Source organism: Bacillus sp. FJAT-27986 (assembly GCF_001685035.1).
Taxonomy (GTDB): Bacteria; Bacillota; Bacilli; order Bacillales; family Pradoshiaceae; genus Pradoshia.
Genome location: NZ_MAYV01000012.1, coordinates 271809 through 297993 on the forward strand (window position 1 = coordinate 271809; position 26185 = coordinate 297993).

Sequence of the window (26185 nt, forward strand, 5' to 3'; positions counted from 1 at the left end):
AATGACAGCAACGAGAGTGAATATAAGAGAAGTAACGCACCAAATACTGGATGATTTAACAGTTAGGATCGAAGTCTATGATAATCCATATGATTTCGAAACACATCATTTATTTAAAATGGCGACTCGCATTAATAAGAAACGTAATTTTTTATTCGTAAGTACGGTTTTAGGCAAACATCTGGCTGTTAATCCTAAAATACCTCTACTGGTTGGTCATTTATTATCCCTGCGATATTTAGAAGTCGTCTACGGCAAGAAAGATATGCGTGCAGAGGCAATCGCTGAGGCTATAAAAACTGGTGGAAACATTGAGGAATCCTTGCTTTTAGTTGAAGAAGATCCGATCAAACTGCCAAAGCCACTAACCATTATTGGTTTTGCTGAGACGGCTACAGCATTGGGCCATGCGGTATTTAGTTCCTTTGATAAACATGCAAAATACATACACACAACAAGAGAAAAAATAGCTGAAATCCCTTCAATCATTAATTTTGAAGAAGAACATTCCCATGCCAGCAGCCATTATGTCTATTCAAGCGATCCTGCTTTTTTTGATAACGACCAAGAAATTGTATTAGTGGATGATGAAATAACAACGGGTAAAACAGCAATCAATATTATCCGAAAAATCCATTCTGTTTATCCATCAAAAAAGGTATTTACATTGATATCGATTTTGGATTGGCGCACAGCTGAGCATCGTTCACAATATCAGCAATTAGAAAGAGAATTAGGGGTTACCATACATCCAGTGTCTTTAATGGATGGAACAATCTCGATTAATGGTCAACCTGATTTAAAGCTAGAGGATCAACTTGCTGCTCCTAATCAAACTTCTGAGCAACACGTTTCATATATACCTATCCATCATTATTTTAAAGACCATCACTTTAATCAATTTACTTCTATCAATACTGATGAGTCTCTAAATGCTTCCCCTTATTCACAGGCTACAGGGAGATTTGGTCTGGATATAGAAGAAGAAAGAAGTTTTTCTCCTATTTTTGAAGAGATAGGCGGTATTTTGAAACAGCATCGCAAAGGTAAGAGGACCTTGGCTATAGGTACCGGGGAATTTATGTATATACCTATGATGATTGCTTCGTCCATGGGGAGTGAGGTTTACTTTCAATCTACTACTCGAAGTCCAATATACTCTTTAGAAAAGAGTGATTACCTAATTCATAATAAATTTGCATTTGATAGTCCTGAAAATAAAGGGATCGTAAATTACTTATATAATATTGAAATCAATCGCTATGACGAGATATTTATATTTATTGAAAGAAACTCATCTCATGAATCAGTAAATTCCATACTATCCGCATTAAAACAAACCGGAATTAATTTCATTACTGTCATCACTCTAACGGAAATGAATCAGTAAGGAATTCATATCAACCATTTTCTTTCTAATTGGCTAGAACTGTTAGATATCATATATAGTTTAATACTTTTATAGTTATATACTGCTCCACTATACAACCAGGAGGGATTTTATGCTTAAACGAAAACTAATACCGGATCAAATGGGAAGCTACAACGAAGATGATGCCATATTTTTATTAAGAGATATTAGTGATTACGTTTTTGAAACCAAAACGGAAGAAAGAGAAAGTTTGATCCAATCTGGTATACACTATTCGGAAATGCTCCCTGTCGAATATCATCCTCCAAAAGAATATATAAATTTATTTCATGATACATTAAAAAAATATTCAGAGCGTCTAGCTGTGGCTATTGGAACAGTGGCCGAACAGATTATTGAACGTAAAGGAATGGATAACTTAGTTTTAGTCAGCTTAGCAAGAGCTGGAACACCAATTGGAGTGTTGATTAAACGTTATTACGCCTATAAATATCAAATCAATGTTCCTCACTATTCTATATCTATCATTCGCGGCAGAGGCATTGATGAGGCAGCTATTGATTATATTTTTGAGCAGCATTCTCATGCGAACATTCAGGTAATAGACGGCTGGACAGGAAAAGGAGCTATTACGTTTGAATTAGCTGAAGCATGCGAGAAATATAATTCAACTCACTCGAATTATATTGATCCTTCATTGGCCGTGTTAGCCGATCCAGGGCATTGTGTAGATATATATGGAACAAGAGATGACTTTTTAATCCCATCCGCTTGTTTAAACTCTACGGTATCAGGATTAGTAAGTCGTACTGTATTAAACTATGAATTCATGAGCAAGGATGACTTGCATGGTGCAAAGTTTTATAAAGAATTAGCGGATGCAGATTTATCGAATTTTTATGTGGATACGATTAGCGAGGATTTTGGGAAAGTAGAAGAGCAAGTGAAACAATCCTTGGAACAATTACGTCAAGAAGATAAAACACCTACGTGGCTCGGGATGGATTCTATTGAAAGAATTCAAAACATCTACAATATTAGCAATACACATTTTATCAAACCAGGTGTTGGAGAAACAACACGTGTTTTATTGCGAAGAATACCCTGGAAAATCCTAATCAATCCTAATCATTCAAATGATTTATCACATATTTTGTTTTTGGCTAAAGAGCGAAATGTACCGGTTGAGGAATTCAGGGATATGTCCTATACATGCTGCGGAATTATAAAAGAGGTATAAGGAAGGGATTACTATTATTTTATTTACATCCGATTTAGACAGAACTTTAATTTATTCAAAAAATATGATGGACAAGTACCCCATCGATAATCAAATAACACCAGTCGAATTTAAAGATGATCAGGTTATTACCTATATGTCTCAAACTTCTATTGACCTTTTACAACAATTTAATCAACAACATCTATTTGTACCAGTAACGACAAGAGCACTATATCAATATGAGAGAATTGAAGTATTTCAACAGAAAATAAAACCTAAATATGCGATTGTGAGCAATGGCGGAACGATTTTAGTAGATGGAAAGTCTGACTCAGAGTGGGACGATTTTATTAAAAACCATCTCTCTGTTACTTCACTTCCACATCATGACATGCTAAATACGTTCGCAAAGATCCGTCATGATTCCTGGGTTGAGCGTGAGTTTTATATCGATTCCTTGTTCTATATGTACCATGTAAATAAAGATACCTTACCACATCAAGAACTGCTGTCCTTTGAAGATGAATTAAACAAAATCGGATGGAGAACATTTTTGCACGGAAGAAAACTCTATATACTGCCAAGTAATTTAAATAAAGTTTTTGCAGTGGAGCATTTAAAAAAGCGGCTGGACTATGATATTCACACTGCTGCCGGGGATTCCCTTATGGATTATGATATGATCGCGATTGCCGATAAAGGATATAGTCTAAAGCATGGAGAGCTTTACGATGTCAAACCGAACGATCCAAAAATAAACTGGTTAAAAGGTAAAGGAGCAGCTTCCACAGAGGATTTAATTAAAAATCTTCTGAGCCTGTAAGAAAGCTGTAACTCGGTGGGAGTAAGAGTATAAAGTACTATCCCACTGGGTTACTGCTCATTCTTTCAATTGTTTTAGCAATTTTATTTCTAACTGAATAGCGATTCCTAAAAAACATCTATGTAATTGACCGAAAATATCATAGATTTTTTAGTTTATAGAAAAACTGACTAATTACGGGCGTATAATATTCTCCCAAAGTTATATTTTTTGTAAAAAAAGAGCAGATTTCCCAAATCTCTTAGCGCAACTGTAAAAAAATAGATATATAATATTAATGTACGAATCATCTTAGAGAAAGGAGTTTAAATATTGAATTACATAAAAATAGAACCTTTATTAAACAAATCTACAGCAGAATGGTTAGAGTTATTTCTTTCTTCTATTCGTACAAGACCATCCTATCATTTAGATGAATCAACTTTTCGTTTTCAAAGAATCAGTCTCCGAGTATTAGGTATTCCGCTCGACGAAGATGAATACTATAACTCCTTATACGACATGCACCAAAAACCTTTTATACATGTGTTAAGTGAAGAATTGGATAAAACAATCGATAATCAGGTCTTCCAAACTATACAGGATGTTTTAAACTTACATCGGACAGAAAATAAAGGATTATCAATTAAACGATTGATAGCCATTTTTTATGGTAAAAACTTAATACCTAAGCATACGGATTCTACCATTAACAGGCATGTACAAATATCAATCATTAAAGTGGTTGAACATTTTAAAGATAAACAGAAGAGCGGGTTGCTCTCACCTGAATTCCGCAGATTTATCATCGATATGATTAAGTGGCTTAAAAATCATTGGGAAAAATGGTCTAAAGACCTCCAAATAGGTTCAGATTTTCCGAAAGTCGTTTGGTATGGAGATCTATCCTTAAGTCAGCAATATTTTTTATTACTGCTCATGGAATTTGGTTGTGATGTTTTAATTTTGCATCCTGCCGGCACAGACTTTTTTAGCGATCTTGATCGAGAAAATGAATTTTCACTACCCTATGTGTATACGAATAAAGGGAAGCTAGAACCATTCCCTACGAAAGAAAGAGAGCGGCAAACAACTGTAGCGTATCGAGCCAACAAACAGCTTGAAATCATGTTAAATGATCATGAGTCTGGTATTTATAAACCTTGGCAATTTAGAAATTTCAAGCCTTCATCTACAACATTAAGAATGACCTATGATGATGTATTTATATATGCAAAAGAAAAAGCAATGATTAGGCCTCAATTTAAAATTGATAAGGATCGAGTAATCATTCCTGTCATATTCACAAAAATCAATGGAGTTTCACGAGATCGAGCGGATTATTGGTCTAAAATGAAGGGTCTCAAGGATTCTTCACTCTCGAAAAACATTCGCGAATTTCCTTTCACGACAAAGACAAAAGCCAATTATCATTTTCACTTTCAGCATTCCTTAGATAAAGATGGCGCACTGTCACCCGAAAAAATGCTCGCAGGAAATTGGTGGAGATATGGAAATTTGCCGATTGAGCTGCAAAGGGCCATCGCCTGGACGATTAAAGAGTACTGTGAACATCCTAAATTACTAAAGCTGAATCATGAAACAGAATATGATTTGCAATTGTTTTTATTTAAACAAGCGAGTTTGATTCCTGAAGATTTTCTGAAACAATTACAACAATTCGATTATTCTCAAGATGTGCCCAGAATCGTTCTATACAATATGGGAACTAACAGTACATTTACCCGTGAGGATGCAGCACTGCTGCTGTTTTTAAATGAATTTGGCGTAGATATTGTGTTATACCATCCAGCAGGACAAACCGATATAGAAAATTTTGTAGACCCATCTCATTACGATACCCATTGGCTAGAAGATATTGTTTTTGAACAAGAAATTCCAGACTTTCAGCAAGAAGAAAAATCATTCATTAAAAAGATTATTAAAAGAATATTTTGACTGATATCTATAAGGCTGAATCAACAAATATTCCAATGATTGGGGAAATTACTAATGGTAAATGAATTACAGATAAAACAAAATACAGATCTGACAGAACAGTCTGCTAATGAAGTTAGAATGCAGCTGCGCAATGAAGCACAGGTTCTTCAAATTGTAGAAAATATGGATCTTCGAAATCAAAATGAATTATTATCACTTGGGAGAGCACCCGCAGAACGACTTTCTCAGTTTTCAGACAGAATATTAAACACCATGGCACTTTCAAAAATTGATGAATCCGGTGAATTATTAATTCAATTAGAGAAATTAATGAAACGATTTGATAAAAACGAAATCATGAAAGAACCTAATTTCATCGCAAAACTATTTAAAAAAGCGAAGGCGACCACGGAAGCTCTCTTTAAAAAATATCAAACATTAGGTGGAGAGCTTGATAAAATTCATAGAGAATTTGCGATGATTGAGGATGAATTAAAGCGGACAAATCAAAACCTCGAAGGCTTATATGAAGAAGATATTGAATATTATTTCGAATTAGAAAAATATGTAGTAGCTGCTGAAATGAAATTAGAGGAAGTAAATCAGACGTTAATCCCCGAGTGCGAACAACGAGTTAATTCAGGCAATCAAATGGCTCGGATGGAGCTGGAAAATCTTCGTACAGTCAAAGAATTATTAGAAAGAAAAATTGATGATTTAGAAAAAGCCCGTATGGTAGCTGTTATTGCCGCTCCACAAATTAAAACAATGCAACGCGGTAATAATGATTTAGTTGCAAAAATAAATAGCGCCTTTGTGACAACCATTCCGATTTTTAAAATGGGCATTATTAATACGGTCAGTGCAAAACGTCAAAAAGTACATTCAGATTCATTGAATGCATTTGAAGATCGCACGAATCAAATGTTAAAGGATGTCACTAGCGATATTATGAATCAAAGCATTGAGATTGCTCAGCGTTCCGGTAGCTCTAGTATTAAAATGGATACCATTGAAAATATGTGGGATACGATTGTTAAAGGAATAGATGAATATAAAAAGGTTAAAGAAGAACAGTCCATGCAACGGATTGAAGATAAAAAACGTTTGGAAACGATTAGAGAGGATGCGAAACGTGTCCTATCCCAATCCTAACCGATTAACCCTATCTATAGTGAAGATAGGGTTTTTTTTATTCTATATCACCAATTGGCAGGTAATTCGAGTGAATATTAGCTTTTTTATCGATTCATTTGAAATATCGACTTAATATGATTCTTTTTCTATCTAAAATTTGTAAATTAAAAAATAATTAATTTATGTAAATAAAATACAAATAAGGAAGGTGTAATATAATGGTTAACTTAAATAAAATTGAATTAAAGAAAAAAGGACAAAATATCAATCTAACAAAAAGTACGAATCAATCACTCGGAGAACTGCTCGTAAACCTAAATTGGAATCAAAAAAGTGCTCCTAAATCCGGTGGATTCATGTCTGCTTTATTCGGTAAGTCTAATAATGTCGACCTTGATCTTGGTTGTTTATTTGAAATGAAAAATGGAGAAAAAGGCTGTGTCCAAGCTCTTGGCAATGCTTTTGGCAATTATAACGCAAGACCTTTTATAAAATTGGATGCTGATGACCGTACGGGAAGTGCCATAGGCGGAGAAAATCTTCGGATTAACGGAGATAAAGTCACCGAAATCAAGCGAATTTTAGTATATGCATTTATATATCAAGGAGTAGCTAATTGGTCTCAGGCAGACGGTGTCGTAACTCTTAAGTATCCTGGAGGTTCCGATGTAGAAGTAAAACTAGATGAACATCTGAACGGGAAAAATATGTGTGCAATAGCAATGATAGAAAATGTTAACAACGAAACATTCAAGGTGGAAAGACTAGTAGAGTACTTTAAGGGTCATCAGGATATGGATCGTGCTTTTAATTGGGGTATGAACTGGGTAAGTGGTTCAAAATAAAAGATTGTACCACAGATAGCAATTTAAAAAATAACAAGGGAGAGTTACGGATGCAGCCGATCTTATTAAAAAAGAATATTGCTAAAGTTGTTTTGAGAAGAAGAAATTACAAGGCGTTGTAGCCAGAGTAGGAGTTGTGTTAGACATATCAGGTTCTATGCGAGCTTTATACCGTGACGGGGTTGTCCAGGAACAGTAGAGAGAATCCTGGCTGTAGCAAGCCAATTTAATGATAACGGTTCATTGGATGTATGGGTCTATGACAATGAATTTTCCAGGCTGCCTGTTGTTACAGAAAAGGATTTTGTCAATTATGTCAATGATAAGATAGTAAATAATCAGTCCATACATAAGTTTGGAAGAAATGACGAACCACAAGTTATGAAAGATGTTATACATAAATATATGAAAGAAGAACCAGCAGATGAGCCAGTCTTTTTAGTATTTATTAATGATGGCGGATGTAAATCAGGTATTAAAAAGATTATTGCAAATTCTTCAAAAATGCCGATTTTCTGGCAGTTTGTAGGTATAGGTGATTCTAATTTTGATGTGTTAAGAAAGCTGGATACAATGGAAGGCCGACTTGTGGTTAATGCAAATTTCTTTCATCTATATAATTTGGAAGATGTGTCCGATGAAGAATTGTTCGATCAATTATTAAACGAATTTCCACAATGGTTAGAGGAAGCAAAGCAAAAGGGAATCTTGAGATAATTCACTCAAAAGCTTAATATCTCCTTAACAAGGATGAATCTCGATAATAATTTTTGAATGATACCACACATAAATACAAACGTTAAATGTTTATGAAATGGTTTCATTCGTATTTAGAGAAGCTAAGTGCGGTTGCTCCACCGACCGGACACCAACGAGTTGGCGAAAAACACGAACATTGGCTATTTTCTTTATAAAAGTTCGAAAAATTAGAGATTATGACTGTAATTTTTACAAAATGCTATTTTTAATAAAAAGAACATATGTTCGCACCTTGTTTTGCAGTCTATTCGATCCTATGAATAGAATCGTATATTTCGTGGTATTAACCTATATAGTCAGATATAAATGATATAGGGGTGATCTATATTGACAAAACAGACAAGTGACGATTGCAGATTAGGCAATTTTGAAAAAGAATATGAGCTCACACCCGGGACCATTCGAAATCGTAATGGCAGGGATACACGCAGTGATAAGAAAATCGGGACGATACGAAAAGAATCGGATCACCACAAAAAGAAATAAAAGAAAATCACAATCTACAAACATATCGTTTTAACGGATCAGTAACGTGAGAGAGCTATTCATTTTCATATACTACGTGTAAAAGGAGCTTGATGATGGCAAAAACGACACTGAAATCAAAAGCAACTTTAATTAATAATGTACAGGTCGAGGTCGAAGCAAGGGGACATAAGGTGACAATTGATGAACCGGAAAGAGCAGGAGGAACAGATCTTGGCATGAACCCATTAGAACTCCTTCTTTCATCACTCGGTGCTTGTCAAACCATTATGGCTCAAAGTTATGCGGATAAAATGGGAATTCAATACGATCGTTTAGTGATCGAGCTTGAAGGTGATTTAGATACGGGCGGTTACAAGGGAAAACCAGGTGCAAAAGTTGGTTTAGAGGAAATTCGTTATTTCGTCCATATGGAGTCTAATGCGCCTCAAGAAAAAATCGAGGAATTTATCCGTTATATAGAAGCACATTGCCCAGCACTTGATACCTTAATCAATCCAACAAAAGTTGTATCAAAAGGCGTTAAGGTCACACAAACAAAATAAAATTTTACACCGTCGCGGTATTAGTGACGGTTTTTATTTATATAGAGACAAAAAACCCAACTTACTTAGAAGTCGGGTCGTTTGATATTTAGTCTTTACTTAGTTCCATTTCTCTTAATTGTACATGACGAATCTTTCCTGAAGTCGTTTTTGGTAGTGCCTCGGTAAATTCAATGCTCCTCGGATATTTATATGGAGCGGTTAACGTTTTTACAAAACTCTGAAGATCTGCAATCAGTTCTTTTTCTGAATGGTGTTTATAAGAGTCTGTTAGGACGATAAAGGCTTTAACAATATTTCCTCTAATCGCATCAGGACTTCCTACGACTGCACATTCCTTCACGGCAGGATGCTTAATTAAAGCATCTTCCACCTCGAACGGCCCGATTGTATATCCAGAGCTAATAATAATATCGTCGCTTCTACCCTCAAACCAAAAGAAACCTTCTTCATCTTTTAAAGCTCGGTCACCTGTAATAAAGTATTCACCTTTTCTTTGCGAAAGTGTACGTTCCGGATCTTTATAATATTCTTTAAACAGAGCAGGTGTACTAAGATGAACACCTATATTACCAACTTCACCTGCTTGGCACAGCTGCCCATTTTCATCGACAATTTCTACTATATTTCCCGGTGTAGCTTTACCCATGGAACCAGGCTTATTTGGGATATCCTTTAATTGGCCGATTAATAATGTACTCTCGGTTTGTCCATAACCATTGCGAATCGTTACATTAAACTGATTGTAAAAAGCATTTATTACCTCTGTATTTAGTGCTTCACCAGCGGAAATTGCGCTATGGAGATAAGGTAATTTGTACTTATGTAGATTTTCACTTTTTACAATTAACCGATATTCAGTAGGTGTACAGCAGAAAACATTAATTCGATATTTATCTAGCAAAGCTAAAAAGGTATCAGCATTGAATTTTCCATTATACACGAAGCCCGTTGCTCCTGTTCCAAGTACGGATAGGAAGGGACTCCACACCCATTTTTGCCACCCAGGAGCGGCTGTTGCCCACACTAGGTCATTTTCATTGATAGACATCCAATTCTTTGCAGCTGTTTTTAAATGAGCAAAGCCCCAGGCGTGAGTATGTACAACTGCCTTTGGATTGCCTGTTGTGCCGGAAGTATAGGATAACAAAGCAATATCATCCCTGGTGGTGTTGGCAGCTTTAAATTGAGAGGAAGCTGTTTTCACTTTTTCCTCTAGTGAAATCCATTGATCTTTAGCATCGCCGACACTGAATTTAATCAGCTTATCAGAGTCAGGCACCGCATCAATTTCAGCTGTGAATTTTTCATAACAGACTACCGCTCGGGCTTCAGCATGCTGAATTCTAAAAGCCAAATCTTTTGCACGGAGCATTTCTGAGCATGGAATAAGTACGATACCGGATTTTAATGCTGCCATATAGATGGCATAAGCCTCGATTATACGGGGAACAATCACCAGTATTTTATCACCCATTTGTAATCCCGCTTCAGCAAATACATTTCCTATTTTATTAGCTTCATCGACTAATTGTTTATATGTAATTGATCTTGTCAGACCATCCTGATTCTCCCACTTTAGAGCCAATTTCTCTGGATCATTGGTATAACGCTCAATTTCAGTTGTTAAATTATAGACATGAGGAGCTATTAATTCTTCTCTTTTCATAAAAAAATCCTCCTAAAATACGAATCAAGTATATGATACCTGTTGTCATATGCAACTTTTAGTATCAGGTATTAAAAACAATTTTAGCTATTTTTTACTGACAAGTAAAGGAAAGAGAATAGGAATAATTTTTGTAACGGCTTACAAGGTTGACATAGCAGAAGAATAAAATTGAACAAAGTTTAATAGGTGAGTACATCAATGCAGCATCTTTATTTTATTTCTTATAGATTGTTTGAAAAATATTAGACTATCCATCCGGAAGAATGGAAAGTATTACGGTGGAATAATAGGTTTAACTTAGTAAGATGATTCGTGAAAACCATATAGAATTCTATATACGTAAAAAAGGGAAACCTATCAACTTTTAATTAAACGACTATAAATCGACAAAATAATGATTCCAAGCCCGTTATACTTATACTAGTTAATAAGCAAAGGGGATGTTAGAGTGTTTATTTTTGAGCAATTACGTGAACATGCACAAACAAAACCCAGCAGCGTGATTACTTCATTTAAGGGGAAAGAAACAATCTACTCAGATTTTTATCAAAAAGCACAAAACCTAGCAGGATTCTTTCAGCAAAAAGGATATCAAAAAGAAGATATCATAGCTCTTTACTTATTTAATTCGGATACCTTTTTAATTGCTTATTACGCTTGTCAATTAGGTGGATTTTCAGTATTGCCGATCAACACAAAACTTGCAGCTCCAGAAGTGGAGTATATTATGCGGCATTCAGAAGCTAAGGCCCTTATCTATGATGCTCGTTTAAATCCAATACTAGAGAAAATAAGTTCTACTGTGGAACAGTTTAAGGATATTCTTGAAACTGGTGAAAAAAACACTATAGAGTCAGTTTTAGAGGATCATTCTATCCCTTTCCGGCAAGAGCACATAGACAAAGAAGATACTGCAGTTATTTTCTATACATCTGGAACTACAGGTAAACCAAAGGGTGTATGTTTATCAGCAGAAAATGTACGAGCTATTGCTGAAATCTGGGCACAGTCACTAGAAACAACTTCTGAGGATCGTACACTAATCGTTACACCTTTATTTCACTGTGCAGCCAGTCATTGCTTTTCTATCCCAACAATCGTAAACGGCGGTACAGTCATCATTGAAGAAGCTTTTATACTCGGACAAACTTTGAAAGCCATGGAGATGGAAAAAGTCACGATATTTTTTGGAGTTCCCGCCATTTATAGTACGTTATTAAATGCACCTAATATGACAGAGACTGATTTATCACATCTACGGTTATTTACATACGGAGCGGCCCCTATGCCATATGAACTTGTAAAAAGATTAAAGACCTATTACCCAAATGTAAAGGTTCAGAATCTATATGGGCAAACAGAAAACTCTCCAGGGGCAACAACCCTAAAAGATCATTATGCACTAGAAAAAATCGGTTCAGTTGGAGAGCCTTTGCCCTATACAAAGGTTCGCGTCGTGAGTGAAGATGGAGAGGACGTTCCTCCTTTTGCTGTAGGAGAAATCATTGTTAAAGGTCCACAAGTAATGAAAGGGTATTTAAAAAATGAAGAAGCAACTCGCATGACACTCAGAGACGGATGGTTGTATAGCGGAGACTTGGGTCGGTTAGATGAGAACGGATTATTATATATTGTTGATCGAAAAAAAGATATGCTCATTCGTGGAGGGGAAAATGTCTATCCAGTTGAAATTGAAGAGGTTTTGTATCAATTGGATGAAATATTAGAAGCTGCTGTAGTGGGTATTCCTCATCCTGTTTATGGAGAAGTTCCTAAGGCATTTATTGTGCTAAAAGAGGGACGACATCTATCAGCGGAGCATATTCAAACCTACTGTCAACAAAATCTCGCGAAATATAAAGCTCCCGAGACAATTATCTTTGTAGAAGAATTACCACGAAATGCGAGCGGGAAAGTACTCAAACATACTTTGCGAGATAATGCTGTGAAGGCATAGGAAGACGCCTATTTAAATTAGGTGATTAATGGTTGCTCAGCAATTCAAAAAAATCTCTCAGTCAAAGTACTGTGAGATTTTTTGCTGTTATTCGAGTAAAAGAACCTGTAAAGCTGACTGAATAGTAATTAAATATACATAGTATACTTATCACCTTTTTCATAATTAACGTTACTTGCCATTATCATATGAGAAATAGCTTTATCGATAAGTATTTGTAGAATTTTGCTGAATTTTCAGATATAAATAAGATTGATTAATCATTTTAGGAAATTTAATATTATAATGTAGACAGACAATATATTCATACCTATGACAGAATACGTGAATATCTTTTAAAAATAATTTATATCCAGAGGAGGAAATATGAGTAACCAAAATGTTTTGCAGGCATTTTTGAAGGAAAAAGGTGTTCATTGCCCGTATCAAATTTGGTTATCAAGTCCTGAAACTTCAGATTCTATTTTAATTGAGGGCGGGGAACATTTAGGTGTTTTCGAGCCAGTGCATATAGACTTAATGGATTTTATATCTACTCAGGAAGTTAAGGAACGTAAAACATATCTTTATTTCAAATATCCTAATCAATACATAGTATCCGTCTGCTTATCTGAATCAACTAAGTTTGACGATAAAGAAATGGATTTAATGTATTATTTTCTTTATCCGATATACAGTGAGTATGCTTTACATGCAAACCGATATAAGATCGATAAAATCATAGAGAGTATCTGTCAGACTACTTCTTTGTTAGATATTGAAGAAATATTTTCTGCAATATTAAAAAATACGATGGAAGTTATTCCAACCGCTGACTTAGGTACTTTGTGGTTATATGACCGGCAATTAGATCGTATAGTTTGTAAGACTTCAGTTGGCCATGTTATGGACGGACTTTGGAAAATGAAATATAGAATAGGAGAAGGATCTATTGGACAAATGTTCATGAATGGAACTCCGGAGCTCGTGAAGGATACTTCTAAGCTTTTATTAAAGATGGCTACTGTTTCTCCAGAAAATAATCAATATTGGGATTCTACCTATGACTTTCCCCGTCATGTCAAATCGTTAATTTCAGCTCCAATAGCTGTTGATGGCGAAATTGAGTGTGCTATGATCCTTGGCCAGGTTAAATCAAGTAAGAGTCTAACAGAACAAGATTTACACTTGATGCAAGGCTTTTCTTCTCAAATTGGTGTAGCACTTAAAAATGCAAAGTTATTCACCGATATCAAAAATCAAAATCAACTTCTGCTCAAAAGAGACGATATCCATTCCACACTAACAAATCTATCCCTGCAGAATAAGGGGGCAAAAAAGGTAATTCGTGAGCTAAACAGAATAATAGGGAAAAAATTAATATTTGTAGACCTAATCGAAAATAGCTGCATACCTGAAAGAAAAAAACTGCCCTATTCTTATACGTACCAAAAACTTTATCGTACGATTACAAACATGGAAGATGGTTTGCCATACAAAATTATTACATCTGAGCAAGAGTCCCATTGTCTATATCCAATCCGTACAGAAAATTTAATTCTTGGCTGTCTTATTATCGAGATAAAGGAACCCTTAAGTCAGCTAGACCATATCGCATTAGAACAGGGATATTCTGTCCTTGCACTTGAACTGGTTAAGAAAAAGAATTTAGTCGAGTTTTATTACAAAAATCGTCGAGAGTTATATTATGAATTGCTGCAGAGCAAAGATTCCACTACTTTATTATCTAAGGCAACTGAATTAGGAATTAAGGAGCAGGAGGAGTTTTTTTCAGTAATCCTTCAGTATATAGGAAATCAGGACGAGGAAGTGCTAGACACCTATATACACCGTTTAGTGGCTCAGTTAAAAAAAGAATTATCCTTTTATATTCAAACCATTTTCGGTGACCATAATAAAGCAATCGTTCTCTTCTGCCTTCCCGATTCCAAATCATACCCTTATATTCTGCAGATTTTAGAACAAACCATTGTGATGTGGAATGAGGAGGAAAAGGGCAGATTACTCTGCGGAGGAATCAGTTCAACATATAGCGATTTATCCCTGATTGGTAAATCTCATAATGAGGCGGAGATGGCTCTCTCATATCTTGTTTCAAAGGAAGTTCCTGATATAATAGAGTACTCGAAAATTGGACTGAACAGGTTGTTTATCAATCAAGACAAAGAAGAAATTAACCGTTTTCTGCAGGAGGTATTTGAACCCTTACAGACACCTCATCATGCAGCCAGCAAATTCGAAGAAACATTGATTACTTACTTTGAATTGAATCGATCTGCATCACAAACGGCTACTAAATTGTTTATCCATATCAATACACTTTACCAAAGATTAAAGAAGATTGAAGATTGTCTCAGTATATCATTTGAAGACGCAGAGGACATTTTACGCCTTCAACTAGCCTGTTATCTTAAGAAATCACTGAACCAAGCTTCTTAGCCTCAAATTACGACATATTTTCCACCATTATTATTGATGTTTAAAATAAAAACCTCATATATTCATTTACGAGAAGGCAATGCCTTCTCTTTGTTTATATAACTTTCTTCCACATTACCTCCTTCTCCAGCAAAAACTAGTATATAATCTTCAATTCATTACAAAGAAATTATGTAAAAACCTACATTGTATTCAAAAATCTGTATTACTAAAATACAAATTATAGTTGTTATGTTTGTGAGGAGCTTGATGATTGCCGAAGGAGGATAATGAAATGGATTTTTCTTTTACAAAAAAAGAGGAAGAATACCGTCGAACATTAAGGATATGGTTAGAGGAAAATCTACCTGAGGGTTGGATCGAAGGTAAACGAGATTTGCCAGAAAACGAAGAAGAACAAGCTCAATTTTTGAGGGACTGGCAGAAGAAAATGAATGATGGCGGATGGGTTGCCATCGCTTGGCCAGAAAAATATGGCGGTCAAAGTGCCTCGGTTATTGAAGAGATCATCTATCATCAGGAAATGGTTAGAGCAGGAGCTCCACATCTTATTAATTATATTGGAATCCATATGGTTGGGCCGACATTAATGGATATTGGAACGGAAGAGCAAAGAGAGAAATTTATCCCCAAAATACTTAATGCTGAAGAAGTATGGTGTCAGGGTTATTCTGAACCAAATGCCGGGTCTGATTTATCTGCATTGAAAACGAGTGCTGTAAAACAGGGCGACAAATGGATTATCAATGGACAAAAAGTTTGGACGAGTTATGGGCATTTGGCAGACCGTTGTTTTCTACTTGCGAGAACCTCCAATTTAGAAAAGAAGCATAAAGGAATCACGGTATTTCTAGTAGATATGAAACAACCAGGTGTTGAAGTACGTCCCATTATTCAAATGAATGGAAAGCATGATTTTAATGAGGTCTATTTCAATGACGCTGTTGCCTATGATGAAGAAATTGTTGGCGAAATTGATGAAGGCTGGAAGGTAATGATTAATTTAATGCTCCATGAACGAACTGGAATTGGCGCACAAATATTCACTCTGGAGAAGCAATTTTCTGATTTAGTGTTGCTAACGAATGAACTGAAGGAAAATGGCCAGCCGCTCATAAAAGATCCGTTTACACGACAAAAAATGGTTGAGCTCTATACTCGTTGTCGAGGTGTACTTTTAACATATTATCGCAATATTACTACCTCTATGAAAAGAGGCTATCCTGGTGCAGAAAGCTCGATGGATAAATTAATGAGCAGCGAATTAACAAAGGATTTGTTTGAGTTTGCTGTATCCATTCAGGGGCATCAAGGTGTTTTATGGAAAGAAGATGCACTGGCCAATCCTTTTTGGCAATTAGAATACTTGTCTTCCTTTGGAGTTACGATTGGCGGAGGTACAAGCGAAGTACAGAGAAATACGATTGGTGAAAGATTATTGGGATTGCCTAAGGATTTACGTTAATGAAACGGAGGTGCAATAAAAATGGATTTTTCTTTAAATGAAGAACAGGAAATGTTTCGGGGATCGGTCCGAAAATATTTAGATGGCGCAGGGCAAACAAAGATTGCTCGGGAGATGGCGAAAAATAATACGAAGCTACTCACCAAGACATGGAAGGGTCTAGCACAATTGGGCTGTATGGGAATCACCGTGAAAGAAGAATATGGAGGCGCTGAATTAACTACAGTCGATCAAGTTCCAGTACTCGAAGAATTAGGACGTGCATTATTACCAGGATTATATTTAGAAACCGTCGCATTTGCAGCACCGATGATTGAAAAGTTTGGTACAACCGAACAAAAAGAAAAATACTTACCAGGAATTGCAGACGGTTCAAGAACCATTTCACTTGCATGGTTAGAGCCAGGAAAGTGTTTTAACCTGAATAATATTCAAATGACAGCAAAATTTGACGGAGATTCAATGATTCTTAACGGGTCTAAGACATTAGTTCCTGAAGGCAATCTGGCAGATACATATCTAGTGCTAGTTCGTTCTGAATCAGAAACGGATGGAAAAGGTATTTCTTTTGTCCTTGTAGATAGAAATGATGATGGTGTAGATTATCGGGTTCTTCAAGCGATGGATGAAACTCGTCATCTGACAGAAGTCAACTTCAAAAATGTAATCGTTTCCAACTCTCGGATTCTAGGCGAATTACATAGAGGCGAGGACGCCATTGAGGAAGGACTTTTATATCTGAACGCCGCCCTTACTTCAATTATGGTTGGAGGCATGGATAAAATCGTAGAAATGTGTGCCGAATATGCAAAAATCCGCGTTCAATTTGGCCAGCCAATCGGACGTTTTCAAGCGATCAAGCATCGAATTGCAGATATGAAACTGGATTTGGAGACGGCAAGATCGTTAAGTTACTATGCTGTTTGGGCTCTGGATGAAAAAGCAGAAGATGCAGCAGTGGCAGTTAATAGTGCCCGGGCATTTATTACAGAAGCGTATCTTCGTTTAGCTGGACATGGGATTCAGATTCATGGAGGCATAGGAGTAACAGAGGAAATTGACTGTCATCTGTATTTAAAAAGAGCTCAATATTATCAAACATATCTAGGGAATTCGAGATTATATAGAGAAAAGGCAGCTACAGCTCTTAATTGGTAGATTTTCAGCCTAAACCATCTTTATAAAAACAGGAAGGGATGAGTAAGTATGCCTGTAATCAATGAACTAAAAGAATATAAAAATATTATTAACGGTAACGCTGTTGCATCTTCAACCGGTGAATTTATTGAAAGTATGAATCCCTCTACAGGTATTGCTTGGGCTAGGATACCGAAAAGCACGACAGAAGACGTAGAATATACGATCCAAGCTGCCCGCAATGCATTTCCCGATTGGGCTGCCCTTCCACCATTACAACGTGCTGAATTATTAAGGCAAATTGGCGATCGACTGACTGATCATGCTGAAGAATTAGCAACTCTGGAAACAAAGGACAATGGATGGGTCATAAGCAACACAAGCTATACGCTTATCACTTCATTAAAACAAATTTGGTATGATGCAGCCGGGCTTTGTAATTATGCAAGCAGAGGCGATACCATCCCAAAGGGGCCTACAACGTTTGGTTATACGTATCGTGAACCTCTAGGAGTGGTTGTAGGGATAACACCATGGAATGCCCCTCTATTTACATTCACAATAAAAGCCGCCTATGCTTTGGCAGCAGGCAATACAGTTATCATTAAACCCTCTGAACATGCGTCTGTTTCTTCCTTACGCTACGGAGAAATTTTGGCATCCATCTTACCTCCAGGTGTCATAAATGTCTTATCTGGATATGGAACCGAAATCGGTGATGCTTTAGTAAGCAATAAGGAAATAAATAAAGTCAGTCTTACTGGCTCTAAAGCTACTGCAAGCGCAATTACCAGGGCAACTGCGAATAATCCAAAGCCATTCATCTTTGAATTGGGCGGTAAATCTCCAAATATTATTTTTGAGGATGCAAACCTGGATAAAGTAATGGAAAGATTATTGCCTTATTCCATTTTTACCGGCAATGCAGGACAAATATGTGTGGCTGGATCCAGGATATTAATTCAGAAGTCCATCTTTGAAGAAGTAATAAAAGGATTCAAGCAGGCAATGGAATCCGTGAAGCTTGGAAATACATTAAATATGCAGACAACGATGGGCCCAATCGGTAATCTATCACAATATAAGAAAGTGATTTCCTATATAGAGCTTGGAGAAAAAGAAGGAGATATTATTGCAGGTGGGAAATCTGGTGGTAATGTCTTATTACATGGAAATCATGAGTTAGAAAACGGATATTGGGTAGAGCCAACATTAATAAAGGTGGATAACCACCGTCATCGTGTATGCCAGGAAGAAATCTTTGGGCCCGTAGCAGTGGTCATACCATTTGAAACCGAAGAAGAAGCTATAGCCATTGCTAATGATACGGATTTTGGTTTGGCAGCAGGAATCTGGACGACTGATCTTGCCCGTGCAAAACGATTAATAAGCAAGATAGATGCAGGAAATGTATGGGTGAATACGTATTCTCAGGTTGGCATTGATTTACCCTTTGGAGGATTTAAAGACAGTGGTTTTGGAACAGATTCGTTTATAGAATACACCAGGGAAAAAGCATGTGTAATAGAAATTGGATAAAATATATCCCGCTAAGAAGACATCTATTAAGTTATGCTTACCTATTCTAATACCAATTGGAGTTGATAAAAATGTTTAATTGGTCAGATGAACGAATTTTTGATCCAGATATGCCAAGGACTATTGACTATCCCAATTTGCCGGTAGGAGCGATTTTAAAAGGAAGTGCCAGCCGTTTTGGGAACCGAACCGCTTTTATTTATCGTGATACGCATATTAGCTATGAACAGGTTTACCGTGATTCCCTTCGGTTTGCTTATTCATTGAAGAAGCTTGGCGTAGAAAAAGGTACAGTCATTTCAGTTCATTTACCAACGTGCCCTCAATATATTGTTGTTTATTATGGAATTGTTTTATCCGGTGCTATATATTCACCAATTAATCCTTATTTTCCAAAAGATGATGTCTGCTTTCAGCTTCAGGATTCGGATACTGAAATTATTATTACTCATGAATCAACAGTGGATGATATACAAAGTCTGCAAGCAAACTTAAATTTAAAGAAGGTAATTGTGACCGGAGACCAGGAAATGTTTTCATATAGTAATCCAGTAGATGTAAAGGATTACGGAGCGGATTGGTATAGCTTAGCGGATTTGATTACTTCAGGTGTAGATGAGGAATTTGATCCAGGTATTGATCCAAAAAATGATCTTGTCCATATTGCGTATACGGGTGGAACAACAGGTAGACCTAAAGGTGTTATGATTACACATTCTAATTTGATTAGCAGTTTTCTGCAGACGACAGCCTGGACGGCTGGATTATTGCCAAGAATTACAGACAATAATGGACTTGAAGTAGTAAGAGTCGAGAAAGATATCGACAAATACCTAGCTAAATACCCGTGTTTGACAGAGGAAGCCATTTCACTCAGTCCTTCACCTTTGTTTCATATATCCGGTGTTTATTCTTGTATGGCATATCCAATGTTAGTAGGGTACACTGTCGTTCTCATTGATCGTTTTAAACCGATTACATTTCTTGAATATATCGAAAAATATCAAGTGACACATGTGAGCGGTTCTCCATCCATGTGGAATGGCTTATTCGGTCATCCAGACATACATAATTATGATTTTTCATCTGTAAAGAATGCCGGATCCGGTTCCGCCCCATTAGTACAAGAGGAAATGAAACTATTAGCAAAAACATTTCCAAATGCCAAGATTGGAGAAGGCTATGGACAAACAGAAGCTACTGCAACGATCACCAATACCGTTATGTTCTGGTCTGGATTGCAAAAAATTGGAACAGTTGGACATCCACTGTTTGATACGGAAGTGAAAATCATCCTTGCAGATGGCAGCAGCGAAGATCCATTACCTGTTGGATCTACAGGTGAAATTTGTGCAAAAGGCCCACAAATTATGAAAGGGTACTATAATAAGCCTGCTGAAACAGAGGAAGCGCTTAGAAATGGCTGGCTCCATACAGGAGATATCGGAATGCTGGACGAAGATGGATTCATCACCATCGTTGACCGTAAAAAAGATATGTTGATTTATAAAGGTTATAACGTCTATCCAAGCAGACTTGAGGATGCATTATTCAAGCACCCTGCAGTAAGCAACGCCACCGTAATCGGCAAACCTTCAGCAGGTGTGGGAGAAATTCCAAAGGCATTTGTTATTCTCAAACCAGGAGCAACAGCAACAGTTGAAGAACTCATCGATTTTGTTAATCAGGAAGTCGTTCACTATGCAAAAATACGAGAATTGGAGATTGTTGAAGAATTTCCTGTATCACCAGCAGGTAAAATTCTTAAACGAATCTTGCGTGACAAGGAATTAAAGACAATAAATAGCCCAATATAAAATAAATCATTTTATTATTTCAGGAGATTTTTAAGACTACTTTATAGATTGAATCATTCTATAGAGTAGTTATTCATTTGTTAGATAAATATAAACTTTTATCATTCAACTACAGTACAATGTGGTTTGACCATGTAACGCTATCTACTATTGTAGTGTAGAACATTACAAGACTTTGTGGATATTTATGTTGAAACCCACATTGATGCTACATGTATATTATCTTAAAATTTGCATAAACAACCGTCATTTTTACAAATAAAGCCTATTAATGGGAGGCAAAGCTATGGAGCTTGATAAAAGTATAATTGGTTTAGAAGGAAGCACTTTTTCAGTTGAGGTAGAAAAGCGACATATTCGTCAATTTGCGGATGCTATAGGAGATTCTAATCCTTTATATACTGACGAAGAATACGCTAAAAACACATTTTATGAGGGCATTATTGCTCCTCCAACCTTTTTAATTGCCTTAGGCAGTGAAGGAAATCATCTTCCTCTAAAACTAGACGAAAAGCGGATGCTTCACGGAGAGCAGGAGTTTATCTATTATCGTTCAATTCGGCTTGGAGATCGACTCATTTGTAAAAGTAAGGTAGCGGATTTATACGAAAAAGACGGAAATAGCGGTAAGATGCAATTTCTTGTTCTTGATACAGAATTCAAGGACGAAAGCGGAGAAATGGTAGCAATTAACCGTATGAATATCATTTATCGAGCTGCTTTATGAAAAGATAGGGGGTCAATTGGATGGAGATACAATATCAAGATTTAAGAGCGGGACAAGCGCTTCCTGTCTTAAAAAAACCGCCCATTACAAAGGTTCAATTAGTCAAATATGCAGGTGCATCCGGCGATTTCAACCCGCTACATACTGACGATGAGTTTGCGCAAAAGATTGGCATGAATGGTGTGATTGCTCACGGAATGCTAATTATGGGCTTTTTAGGCCAATACATTATGGAGCTTGCAGGCACCACAGCTGAAATTAAACAGTTTAAGATGCGATTTGGGGCGATGACAATTCCAGGTGACTTAATAACATGTTCCTCAACTGTAGAAAAAATCTATGAGGAAGATGGCCTGAGAATGGCAGATTTGAATTTAATAGCTGAAAAGGAATCCGGATCAGTTGTTGGTTCTGGTAAAGCCACTTTAAAATTTCGTTAACTTGTACAGGAAAAGGAGGCATTAATGTGGGGGATATAAGCAATCGCTATGCCATTGTAGGAATTGGAGAGAGTGAACGGTCAAGAAAATCAGGAACCACACCACTCCATATGGCTTTAGTAGCTGCACGGAATGCATTGCAGGATGCTGGGCTTGAAGCTAAAGAAATTGATGGAGTTATGAGCTATAGTACTGGTGATTCCTGCTCTTCACACCAGCTGGCAACTTATTTGGGGATACGCCCCAGTTATGTTAATGACGTCATGGGTGGCGGAAGCTCGACTGAAATGTTAATTGCAGATGCAGTTGGATTAATAGAAGCAGGCTTAGTAAAAACCGTATTAATTTGGAGATCTATGAATGGTTCTTCCGGAAAAAAGGTCGGACGAGGATATGATCCTGACATGATCCAGGAAGCAATTGATGGAGGAAGCTTCATTATTCCGTATGGTTCCGCAAGTCCATCTCAGTGGTTTGGAATGTTTGCTACAAGGCATATGTATGAAACAGGGATTACACGTGAACATCTGGGCCATGTTTGTGTAGATTTTTATGAACATGCCCAACGAAACCCTAAAGCATTCCTAAACGGACATCCATTAACAATGGAGGAATATATGGAAACGCCATACATTAGCTATCCATTTACTAAACACGATTGCTGTGTTGAATTGGATGAAGCGAATGCGATCATTGTTACGTCAGCTGAAAGGGCTAAAGATTGTAAGTCCAAACCAGTTTATATTATGGGAATTTCAGCAAGAGAATGTCATCCACATGCCCACTATTGGTCCGATTTGACTCAGGTAGCATCAGATTATGTCGCTCCACAATTATATAAATCAGCTGGTGTACAGCCATCAGATATTCAAGTAGCCTCCATATATGACTGCTTTAGCTGGGTTGTGCTTCGTCAGCTCGAAGCCTTTGGGTTTGCTCCACGTGGAGAAGTGGGGGATTTCGTTGCTGCAGGAAACTTGAGGATAGGAGGAAGCCTTCCTACCAATACAGCAGGGGGAATGCTTTCAGAAGGCTATACTCATGGAATGAATAATGTACTTGAGATCGTTAGGCAAATTCGTCACGAGTACAAAGGAACTGATCGTCAAGTTGAGAATTGTGAAATCGGAATCTGTACAGGTTGGGCGGGTCCAGATATAGCCGGTGCTATGATTCTTAGAAATTAGGAGGGATATAAAATGGCCTATCAAAAACCCATTCCACTAAAAAACCAGGATAACAAGCCTTACTGGGATTCGGCAGATAAACATGAACTTTCCATCCAGAAATGTGATTCCTGTCATAAATATCAACATCCTCCTGGTCCAGCCTGCTCAAAATGCGGCAGTCCTAAACTGAGTTGGGACTCATTCGGTAACGAAGTCTACGGAACTATTTATTCCTATATCATTTCCTATCGACCATTTCTGCCTGGTTTCCAGGACGATCTGCCGACTGTTATTGCTCAGGTCGAACTAGAAGGACTGCCTGAAATTAAAATAACAGGTAATGTTTTAAACTGTAATCCTGACGAAGTAAAGATTGGCATGGACGTCCAAATGTTTTGGCAGGATATCAACGAGGAACGAGCTCTTCCTCAGTGGAAATTGAGGTAAATAATAAATTGTTAGACTGAAACCATGATTCTTTGGCAGCAAAGAGTTATGGTTTTTGTGTTTCTTACTATAATAAAATTATTGTTTAAATCTGGGATATATTAGTAGCTAAACAGTGACATTCTAATCAAGTATTTAGTTCTAAGGTATCTTTTGTTGGCAATTTGAACACAATTCTATAAAGTATAATATAAGGATATAAAAAAACAGCAAAAGGAAGAACTCTTTGTTATTTTTAAACAAAAGTCATCAGTCCCTTTTATAGTTGAAAAAGATTAAGTTAAATAGTAAGTCGAACTTCTAAATGGGAGGGGAAAGATGAAAATTTATGTGGATGCAGATGCTTGTCCAGTGAAAGATATTATTATTTCTGAAGCAAGCGATTTTGAAATACAGGTTATCCTTGTTACAAGCTTTTCTCATTTTTCTAATGCAGAACAGCCATCAGGAGTGAAAACCATTTATGTTGATTCTGGAGCAGATGCTGCAGATTTTCGAATTGTGAAGTTAGTGGAAAAAGGAGATATTATCGTTACGCAAGATTATGGTCTTGCATCACTAGGTTTAGCAAAAGGAATTATCGTCCTCCACCATAAAGGTTTTAGATATACAAATGAAAATATTGACCAATTATTACAAACACGTTATTTAAGTGCAATGGCTAGAAAAGGTGGACAGCGAACAAAAGGACCAAAGCCTTTTACAGCTGAAGACCGGGAGCAATTTAGGAATCTTTTTAAACAGGTTATTTCTGTTAAAAATTAGGCTAAACTCAGAGATTTAAAAAGGAGATAAATATTTTGAAGTATTCAAAATCGCAAATGCAACAACTAATTAAGGGAAATAAAGAACTGCATACACGCTTTAAAGAGTTAAAGGCTGAGCATGGTCTTGAAAAAAACAATGCCATCAAGGCCTTGTACCATTCAGAAGTTGCGGATGGAGGAAAGTATCAGGCAGCTTACCAAGCACTTGATCAGCTCAAAAAGTAGATCCTTATATCTTATTTACACTTAAAAAATGCTGAAGATATAAGTGGATTAAGTTAGTAACCAAAATATGAAAGTAGGTTGCTGGGTAATACAAGGTATAGAACTATCGTGTCCTGGGGTTTTTGCTAATAAACATAATCACCGTTGGGAGGATGTAATTATTCGTGTCAAAATCCCATTACTAAAAGAAGCTCGTAATCTACAGCAAAGCTTTGGGAAATTAGTTGTTGACTGTTATTCCGAAGATAATGCATATGAGTTAGACGACATTATAATACGCCCTAAGCAAATATCAAATCCAGAAGACTTAGAAATTCAATCACACATGGCAACGTTCTCAAATATTCGTAAGGAAATTATTCAAAGTATACGAATGGCTAAACATTCAATTAATTGGACACCTACAGCTAATCAGAATAAAGAACATTTGACCGTATCAGTAGATAGACAATTAGCTGAACAGTATACGGAGAATTTCAAAGAAATATTTCGTACATCTAATACCTAAAAAGCTTAAATGCTTAACAGGTATACTGGCAAAAATGGAAATTAATCATGGAAAATCCGGTTTTCCAGGGAGAATATTTAACAAGCTATACATCAGGAAATTCATTAAATGAATTATTCTCAGTTAATAAAAAAAGAGATTTACACATTTTTTATTCCTAGCTGAAACAGATCCTACTTTGGATCTTGTTTATCTTATAAATCGTTTTCTCCACACGGACAATAAGAAGAAAGGGTGATTTGTATATGTCATTAAGGAATATATCTATATGTCATTAGTCACATACCTAGGGGAAACCTCTAATCATTGTGTATTTTTTCTAGTTTACATAATATATATTATAGGAAGTTGTGAAAACTAATTAAACAAGCGTCTCATTAATCAAGATTACTTTAGCAATTGAGACAAAACAGAAAAATTTTCAACTATGGATTTCGGTTATTTATTTAATTTAATTATATAGTTTTATTTTTTCATTAAGTTAATCTGTATAATCCCTGGTTGTTTTTATTAATTTGATCTTGAACAGATTCTCTATAGAATTTTATTTTTACTTTTGTAAATGAATTATGAAGCTTATAAATGTTTAACTTGTACGTAGATTTAGGGTTAAATTAATTGATTGGTTTTTATAGTCTTGCTACCAAATTTACTTCTGGCTTTCTACTTTAGTTTACATAATGTTATTATGGCAACTTTACTTCTCATTTATTTATTAACTCTATAAATTAGTAGCAATCGATAAAAATAATTTTGTTAAGACTTAT

21 protein-coding genes and 2 pseudogenes are annotated in these 26185 nt (G+C 36.3%); 22 read left to right on the top strand and 1 reads right to left on the bottom strand.

The genetic code is table 11. The annotated features are described in order from the left end of the window. The first annotated feature begins 1 nt into the window (after position 1). The 9 genes and pseudogenes from A8L44_RS07565 to A8L44_RS07600 all read left to right on the top strand — a co-directional run bounded on the left by A8L44_RS07565 (position 2) and on the right by A8L44_RS07600 (position 9109). Positions 2-1390 carry a phosphoribosyltransferase family protein gene (locus A8L44_RS07565; RefSeq protein ID WP_066103772.1) on the top strand — a complete coding sequence of 463 codons (1389 nt, stop codon included), beginning with the start codon at positions 2-4 and terminating at the stop codon, positions 1388-1390. A gap of 112 nt (positions 1391-1502) precedes the next feature. Next, positions 1503-2612: a cysteine protease StiP family protein gene (locus tag A8L44_RS07570; protein WP_066103774.1), complete on the top strand. Its 1110-nt coding sequence runs from the start codon at positions 1503-1505 to the stop codon at positions 2610-2612. A 16-nt stretch (positions 2613-2628) separates the two neighbouring features. Then, complete coding sequence (locus A8L44_RS07575; protein WP_302621339.1) at positions 2629-3417, top strand: HAD family hydrolase; 789 nt, start codon at positions 2629-2631, stop codon at positions 3415-3417. Between the two features lie 312 nt (positions 3418-3729). After that, positions 3730-5355: a YceG family protein gene (locus A8L44_RS07580; protein ID WP_066103779.1), complete on the top strand. Its 1626-nt coding sequence runs from the start codon at positions 3730-3732 to the stop codon at positions 5353-5355. Between the two features lie 54 nt (positions 5356-5409). Further along, positions 5410-6492, top strand: a complete 1083-nt coding sequence (locus tag A8L44_RS07585) for a toxic anion resistance protein (RefSeq protein WP_066103781.1) — start codon at positions 5410-5412, stop codon at positions 6490-6492. Positions 6493-6689: 197 nt separating this feature from the next. Beyond that, a pseudogene (locus A8L44_RS07590) lies at positions 6690-7319 on the top strand (TerD family protein); the annotation flags it as partial. A gap of 50 nt (positions 7320-7369) precedes the next feature. Beyond that, positions 7370-8036 (top strand): annotated as a pseudogene (locus tag A8L44_RS07595) (vWA domain-containing protein). 369 nt (positions 8037-8405) lie between these two features. Next, entirely contained in the window at positions 8406-8564 is a 159-nt protein-coding gene (locus A8L44_RS18900) for a hypothetical protein (RefSeq protein WP_175354256.1), read from the top strand. A 95-nt stretch (positions 8565-8659) separates the two neighbouring features. Further along, a complete protein-coding gene (locus tag A8L44_RS07600; RefSeq protein ID WP_066103785.1) occupies positions 8660-9109 on the top strand; it encodes an OsmC family protein in 450 nt (149 codons plus the stop codon). An 88-nt stretch (positions 9110-9197) separates the two neighbouring features. Here the strand turns inward: A8L44_RS07600 and mbcS are convergent, their stop codons facing one another. Then, a complete protein-coding gene (gene mbcS, locus A8L44_RS07605; protein ID WP_066103787.1) occupies positions 9198-10778 on the bottom strand; it encodes an acyl-CoA synthetase MbcS in 1581 nt (526 codons plus the stop codon). A gap of 451 nt (positions 10779-11229) precedes the next feature. On the opposite strand from mbcS, the gene A8L44_RS07610 reads away from it, so the two are divergent. The 13 genes from A8L44_RS07610 to A8L44_RS07670 all read left to right on the top strand — a co-directional run bounded on the left by A8L44_RS07610 (position 11230) and on the right by A8L44_RS07670 (position 25418). Continuing rightward, a complete protein-coding gene (locus A8L44_RS07610; protein WP_066103789.1) occupies positions 11230-12738 on the top strand; it encodes a class I adenylate-forming enzyme family protein in 1509 nt (502 codons plus the stop codon). A 366-nt stretch (positions 12739-13104) separates the two neighbouring features. Beyond that, complete coding sequence (locus tag A8L44_RS07615; RefSeq protein WP_066103791.1) at positions 13105-15177, top strand: helix-turn-helix domain-containing protein; 2073 nt, start codon at positions 13105-13107, stop codon at positions 15175-15177. Positions 15178-15451: 274 nt separating this feature from the next. Beyond that, complete coding sequence (locus A8L44_RS07620; protein ID WP_066103793.1) at positions 15452-16642, top strand: acyl-CoA dehydrogenase family protein; 1191 nt, start codon at positions 15452-15454, stop codon at positions 16640-16642. 21 nt (positions 16643-16663) lie between these two features. Then, entirely contained in the window at positions 16664-17800 is a 1137-nt protein-coding gene (locus A8L44_RS07625; protein ID WP_066103795.1) for an acyl-CoA dehydrogenase family protein, read from the top strand. Positions 17801-17848: 48 nt separating this feature from the next. Further along, entirely contained in the window at positions 17849-19318 is a 1470-nt protein-coding gene (locus A8L44_RS07630; protein WP_066103797.1) for an aldehyde dehydrogenase family protein, read from the top strand. 71 nt (positions 19319-19389) lie between these two features. Continuing rightward, a complete protein-coding gene (locus tag A8L44_RS07635) occupies positions 19390-21135 on the top strand; it encodes a class I adenylate-forming enzyme family protein (protein WP_066103798.1) in 1746 nt (581 codons plus the stop codon). Positions 21136-21421: 286 nt separating this feature from the next. Further along, complete coding sequence (locus A8L44_RS07640; RefSeq protein ID WP_066103800.1) at positions 21422-21862, top strand: MaoC family dehydratase N-terminal domain-containing protein; 441 nt, start codon at positions 21422-21424, stop codon at positions 21860-21862. Positions 21863-21882: 20 nt separating this feature from the next. Then, positions 21883-22302, top strand: a complete 420-nt coding sequence (locus A8L44_RS07645; RefSeq protein WP_066103802.1) for a MaoC/PaaZ C-terminal domain-containing protein — start codon at positions 21883-21885, stop codon at positions 22300-22302. Positions 22303-22328: 26 nt separating this feature from the next. After that, positions 22329-23489: a thiolase C-terminal domain-containing protein gene (locus A8L44_RS07650; RefSeq protein WP_066103804.1), complete on the top strand. Its 1161-nt coding sequence runs from the start codon at positions 22329-22331 to the stop codon at positions 23487-23489. 12 nt (positions 23490-23501) lie between these two features. Further along, positions 23502-23918 (top strand): Zn-ribbon domain-containing OB-fold protein, encoded by a 417-nt coding sequence (locus tag A8L44_RS07655; RefSeq protein WP_066103806.1) that lies wholly within the window; start codon positions 23502-23504, stop codon positions 23916-23918. 318 nt (positions 23919-24236) lie between these two features. Next, complete coding sequence (locus tag A8L44_RS07660; protein ID WP_066103808.1) at positions 24237-24683, top strand: YaiI/YqxD family protein; 447 nt, start codon at positions 24237-24239, stop codon at positions 24681-24683. Between the two features lie 35 nt (positions 24684-24718). Beyond that, positions 24719-24910 carry a hypothetical protein gene (locus tag A8L44_RS07665; RefSeq protein ID WP_066103809.1) on the top strand — a complete coding sequence of 64 codons (192 nt, stop codon included), beginning with the start codon at positions 24719-24721 and terminating at the stop codon, positions 24908-24910. Positions 24911-24977: 67 nt separating this feature from the next. Then, the gene (locus tag A8L44_RS07670; protein WP_066103811.1) at positions 24978-25418 is read left to right on the top strand and encodes a hypothetical protein; all 441 of its coding nucleotides are present in this window, start codon (positions 24978-24980) and stop codon (positions 25416-25418) included. The last annotated feature ends 767 nt before the right edge of the window (positions 25419-26185 follow it).

What these genes read in the sequence shown, in the direction of transcription:
- A8L44_RS07565 (WP_066103772.1), top strand. Translation starts at nt 2, where the DNA reads ATGACAGCAACGAGAGTGAATATAAGAGAAGTAACGCACCAAATACTG.
- A8L44_RS07570 (WP_066103774.1), top strand. Translation starts at nt 1,503, where the DNA reads ATGCTTAAACGAAAACTAATACCGGATCAAATGGGAAGCTACAACGAA.
- A8L44_RS07585 (WP_066103781.1), top strand. Translation starts at nt 5,410, where the DNA reads ATGGTAAATGAATTACAGATAAAACAAAATACAGATCTGACAGAACAG.
- A8L44_RS07600 (WP_066103785.1), top strand. Translation starts at nt 8,660, where the DNA reads ATGGCAAAAACGACACTGAAATCAAAAGCAACTTTAATTAATAATGTA.
- mbcS (WP_066103787.1), bottom strand. Translation starts at nt 10,778, where the DNA reads ATGAAAAGAGAAGAATTAATAGCTCCTCATGTCTATAATTTAACAACT.
- A8L44_RS07615 (WP_066103791.1), top strand. Translation starts at nt 13,105, where the DNA reads ATGAGTAACCAAAATGTTTTGCAGGCATTTTTGAAGGAAAAAGGTGTT.
- A8L44_RS07620 (WP_066103793.1), top strand. Translation starts at nt 15,452, where the DNA reads ATGGATTTTTCTTTTACAAAAAAAGAGGAAGAATACCGTCGAACATTA.
- A8L44_RS07625 (WP_066103795.1), top strand. Translation starts at nt 16,664, where the DNA reads ATGGATTTTTCTTTAAATGAAGAACAGGAAATGTTTCGGGGATCGGTC.
- A8L44_RS07630 (WP_066103797.1), top strand. Translation starts at nt 17,849, where the DNA reads ATGCCTGTAATCAATGAACTAAAAGAATATAAAAATATTATTAACGGT.
- A8L44_RS07635 (WP_066103798.1), top strand. Translation starts at nt 19,390, where the DNA reads ATGTTTAATTGGTCAGATGAACGAATTTTTGATCCAGATATGCCAAGG.
- A8L44_RS07640 (WP_066103800.1), top strand. Translation starts at nt 21,422, where the DNA reads ATGGAGCTTGATAAAAGTATAATTGGTTTAGAAGGAAGCACTTTTTCA.
- A8L44_RS07645 (WP_066103802.1), top strand. Translation starts at nt 21,883, where the DNA reads ATGGAGATACAATATCAAGATTTAAGAGCGGGACAAGCGCTTCCTGTC.
- A8L44_RS07655 (WP_066103806.1), top strand. Translation starts at nt 23,502, where the DNA reads ATGGCCTATCAAAAACCCATTCCACTAAAAAACCAGGATAACAAGCCT.
- A8L44_RS07660 (WP_066103808.1), top strand. Translation starts at nt 24,237, where the DNA reads ATGAAAATTTATGTGGATGCAGATGCTTGTCCAGTGAAAGATATTATT.
- A8L44_RS07670 (WP_066103811.1), top strand. Translation starts at nt 24,978, where the DNA reads ATGAAAGTAGGTTGCTGGGTAATACAAGGTATAGAACTATCGTGTCCT.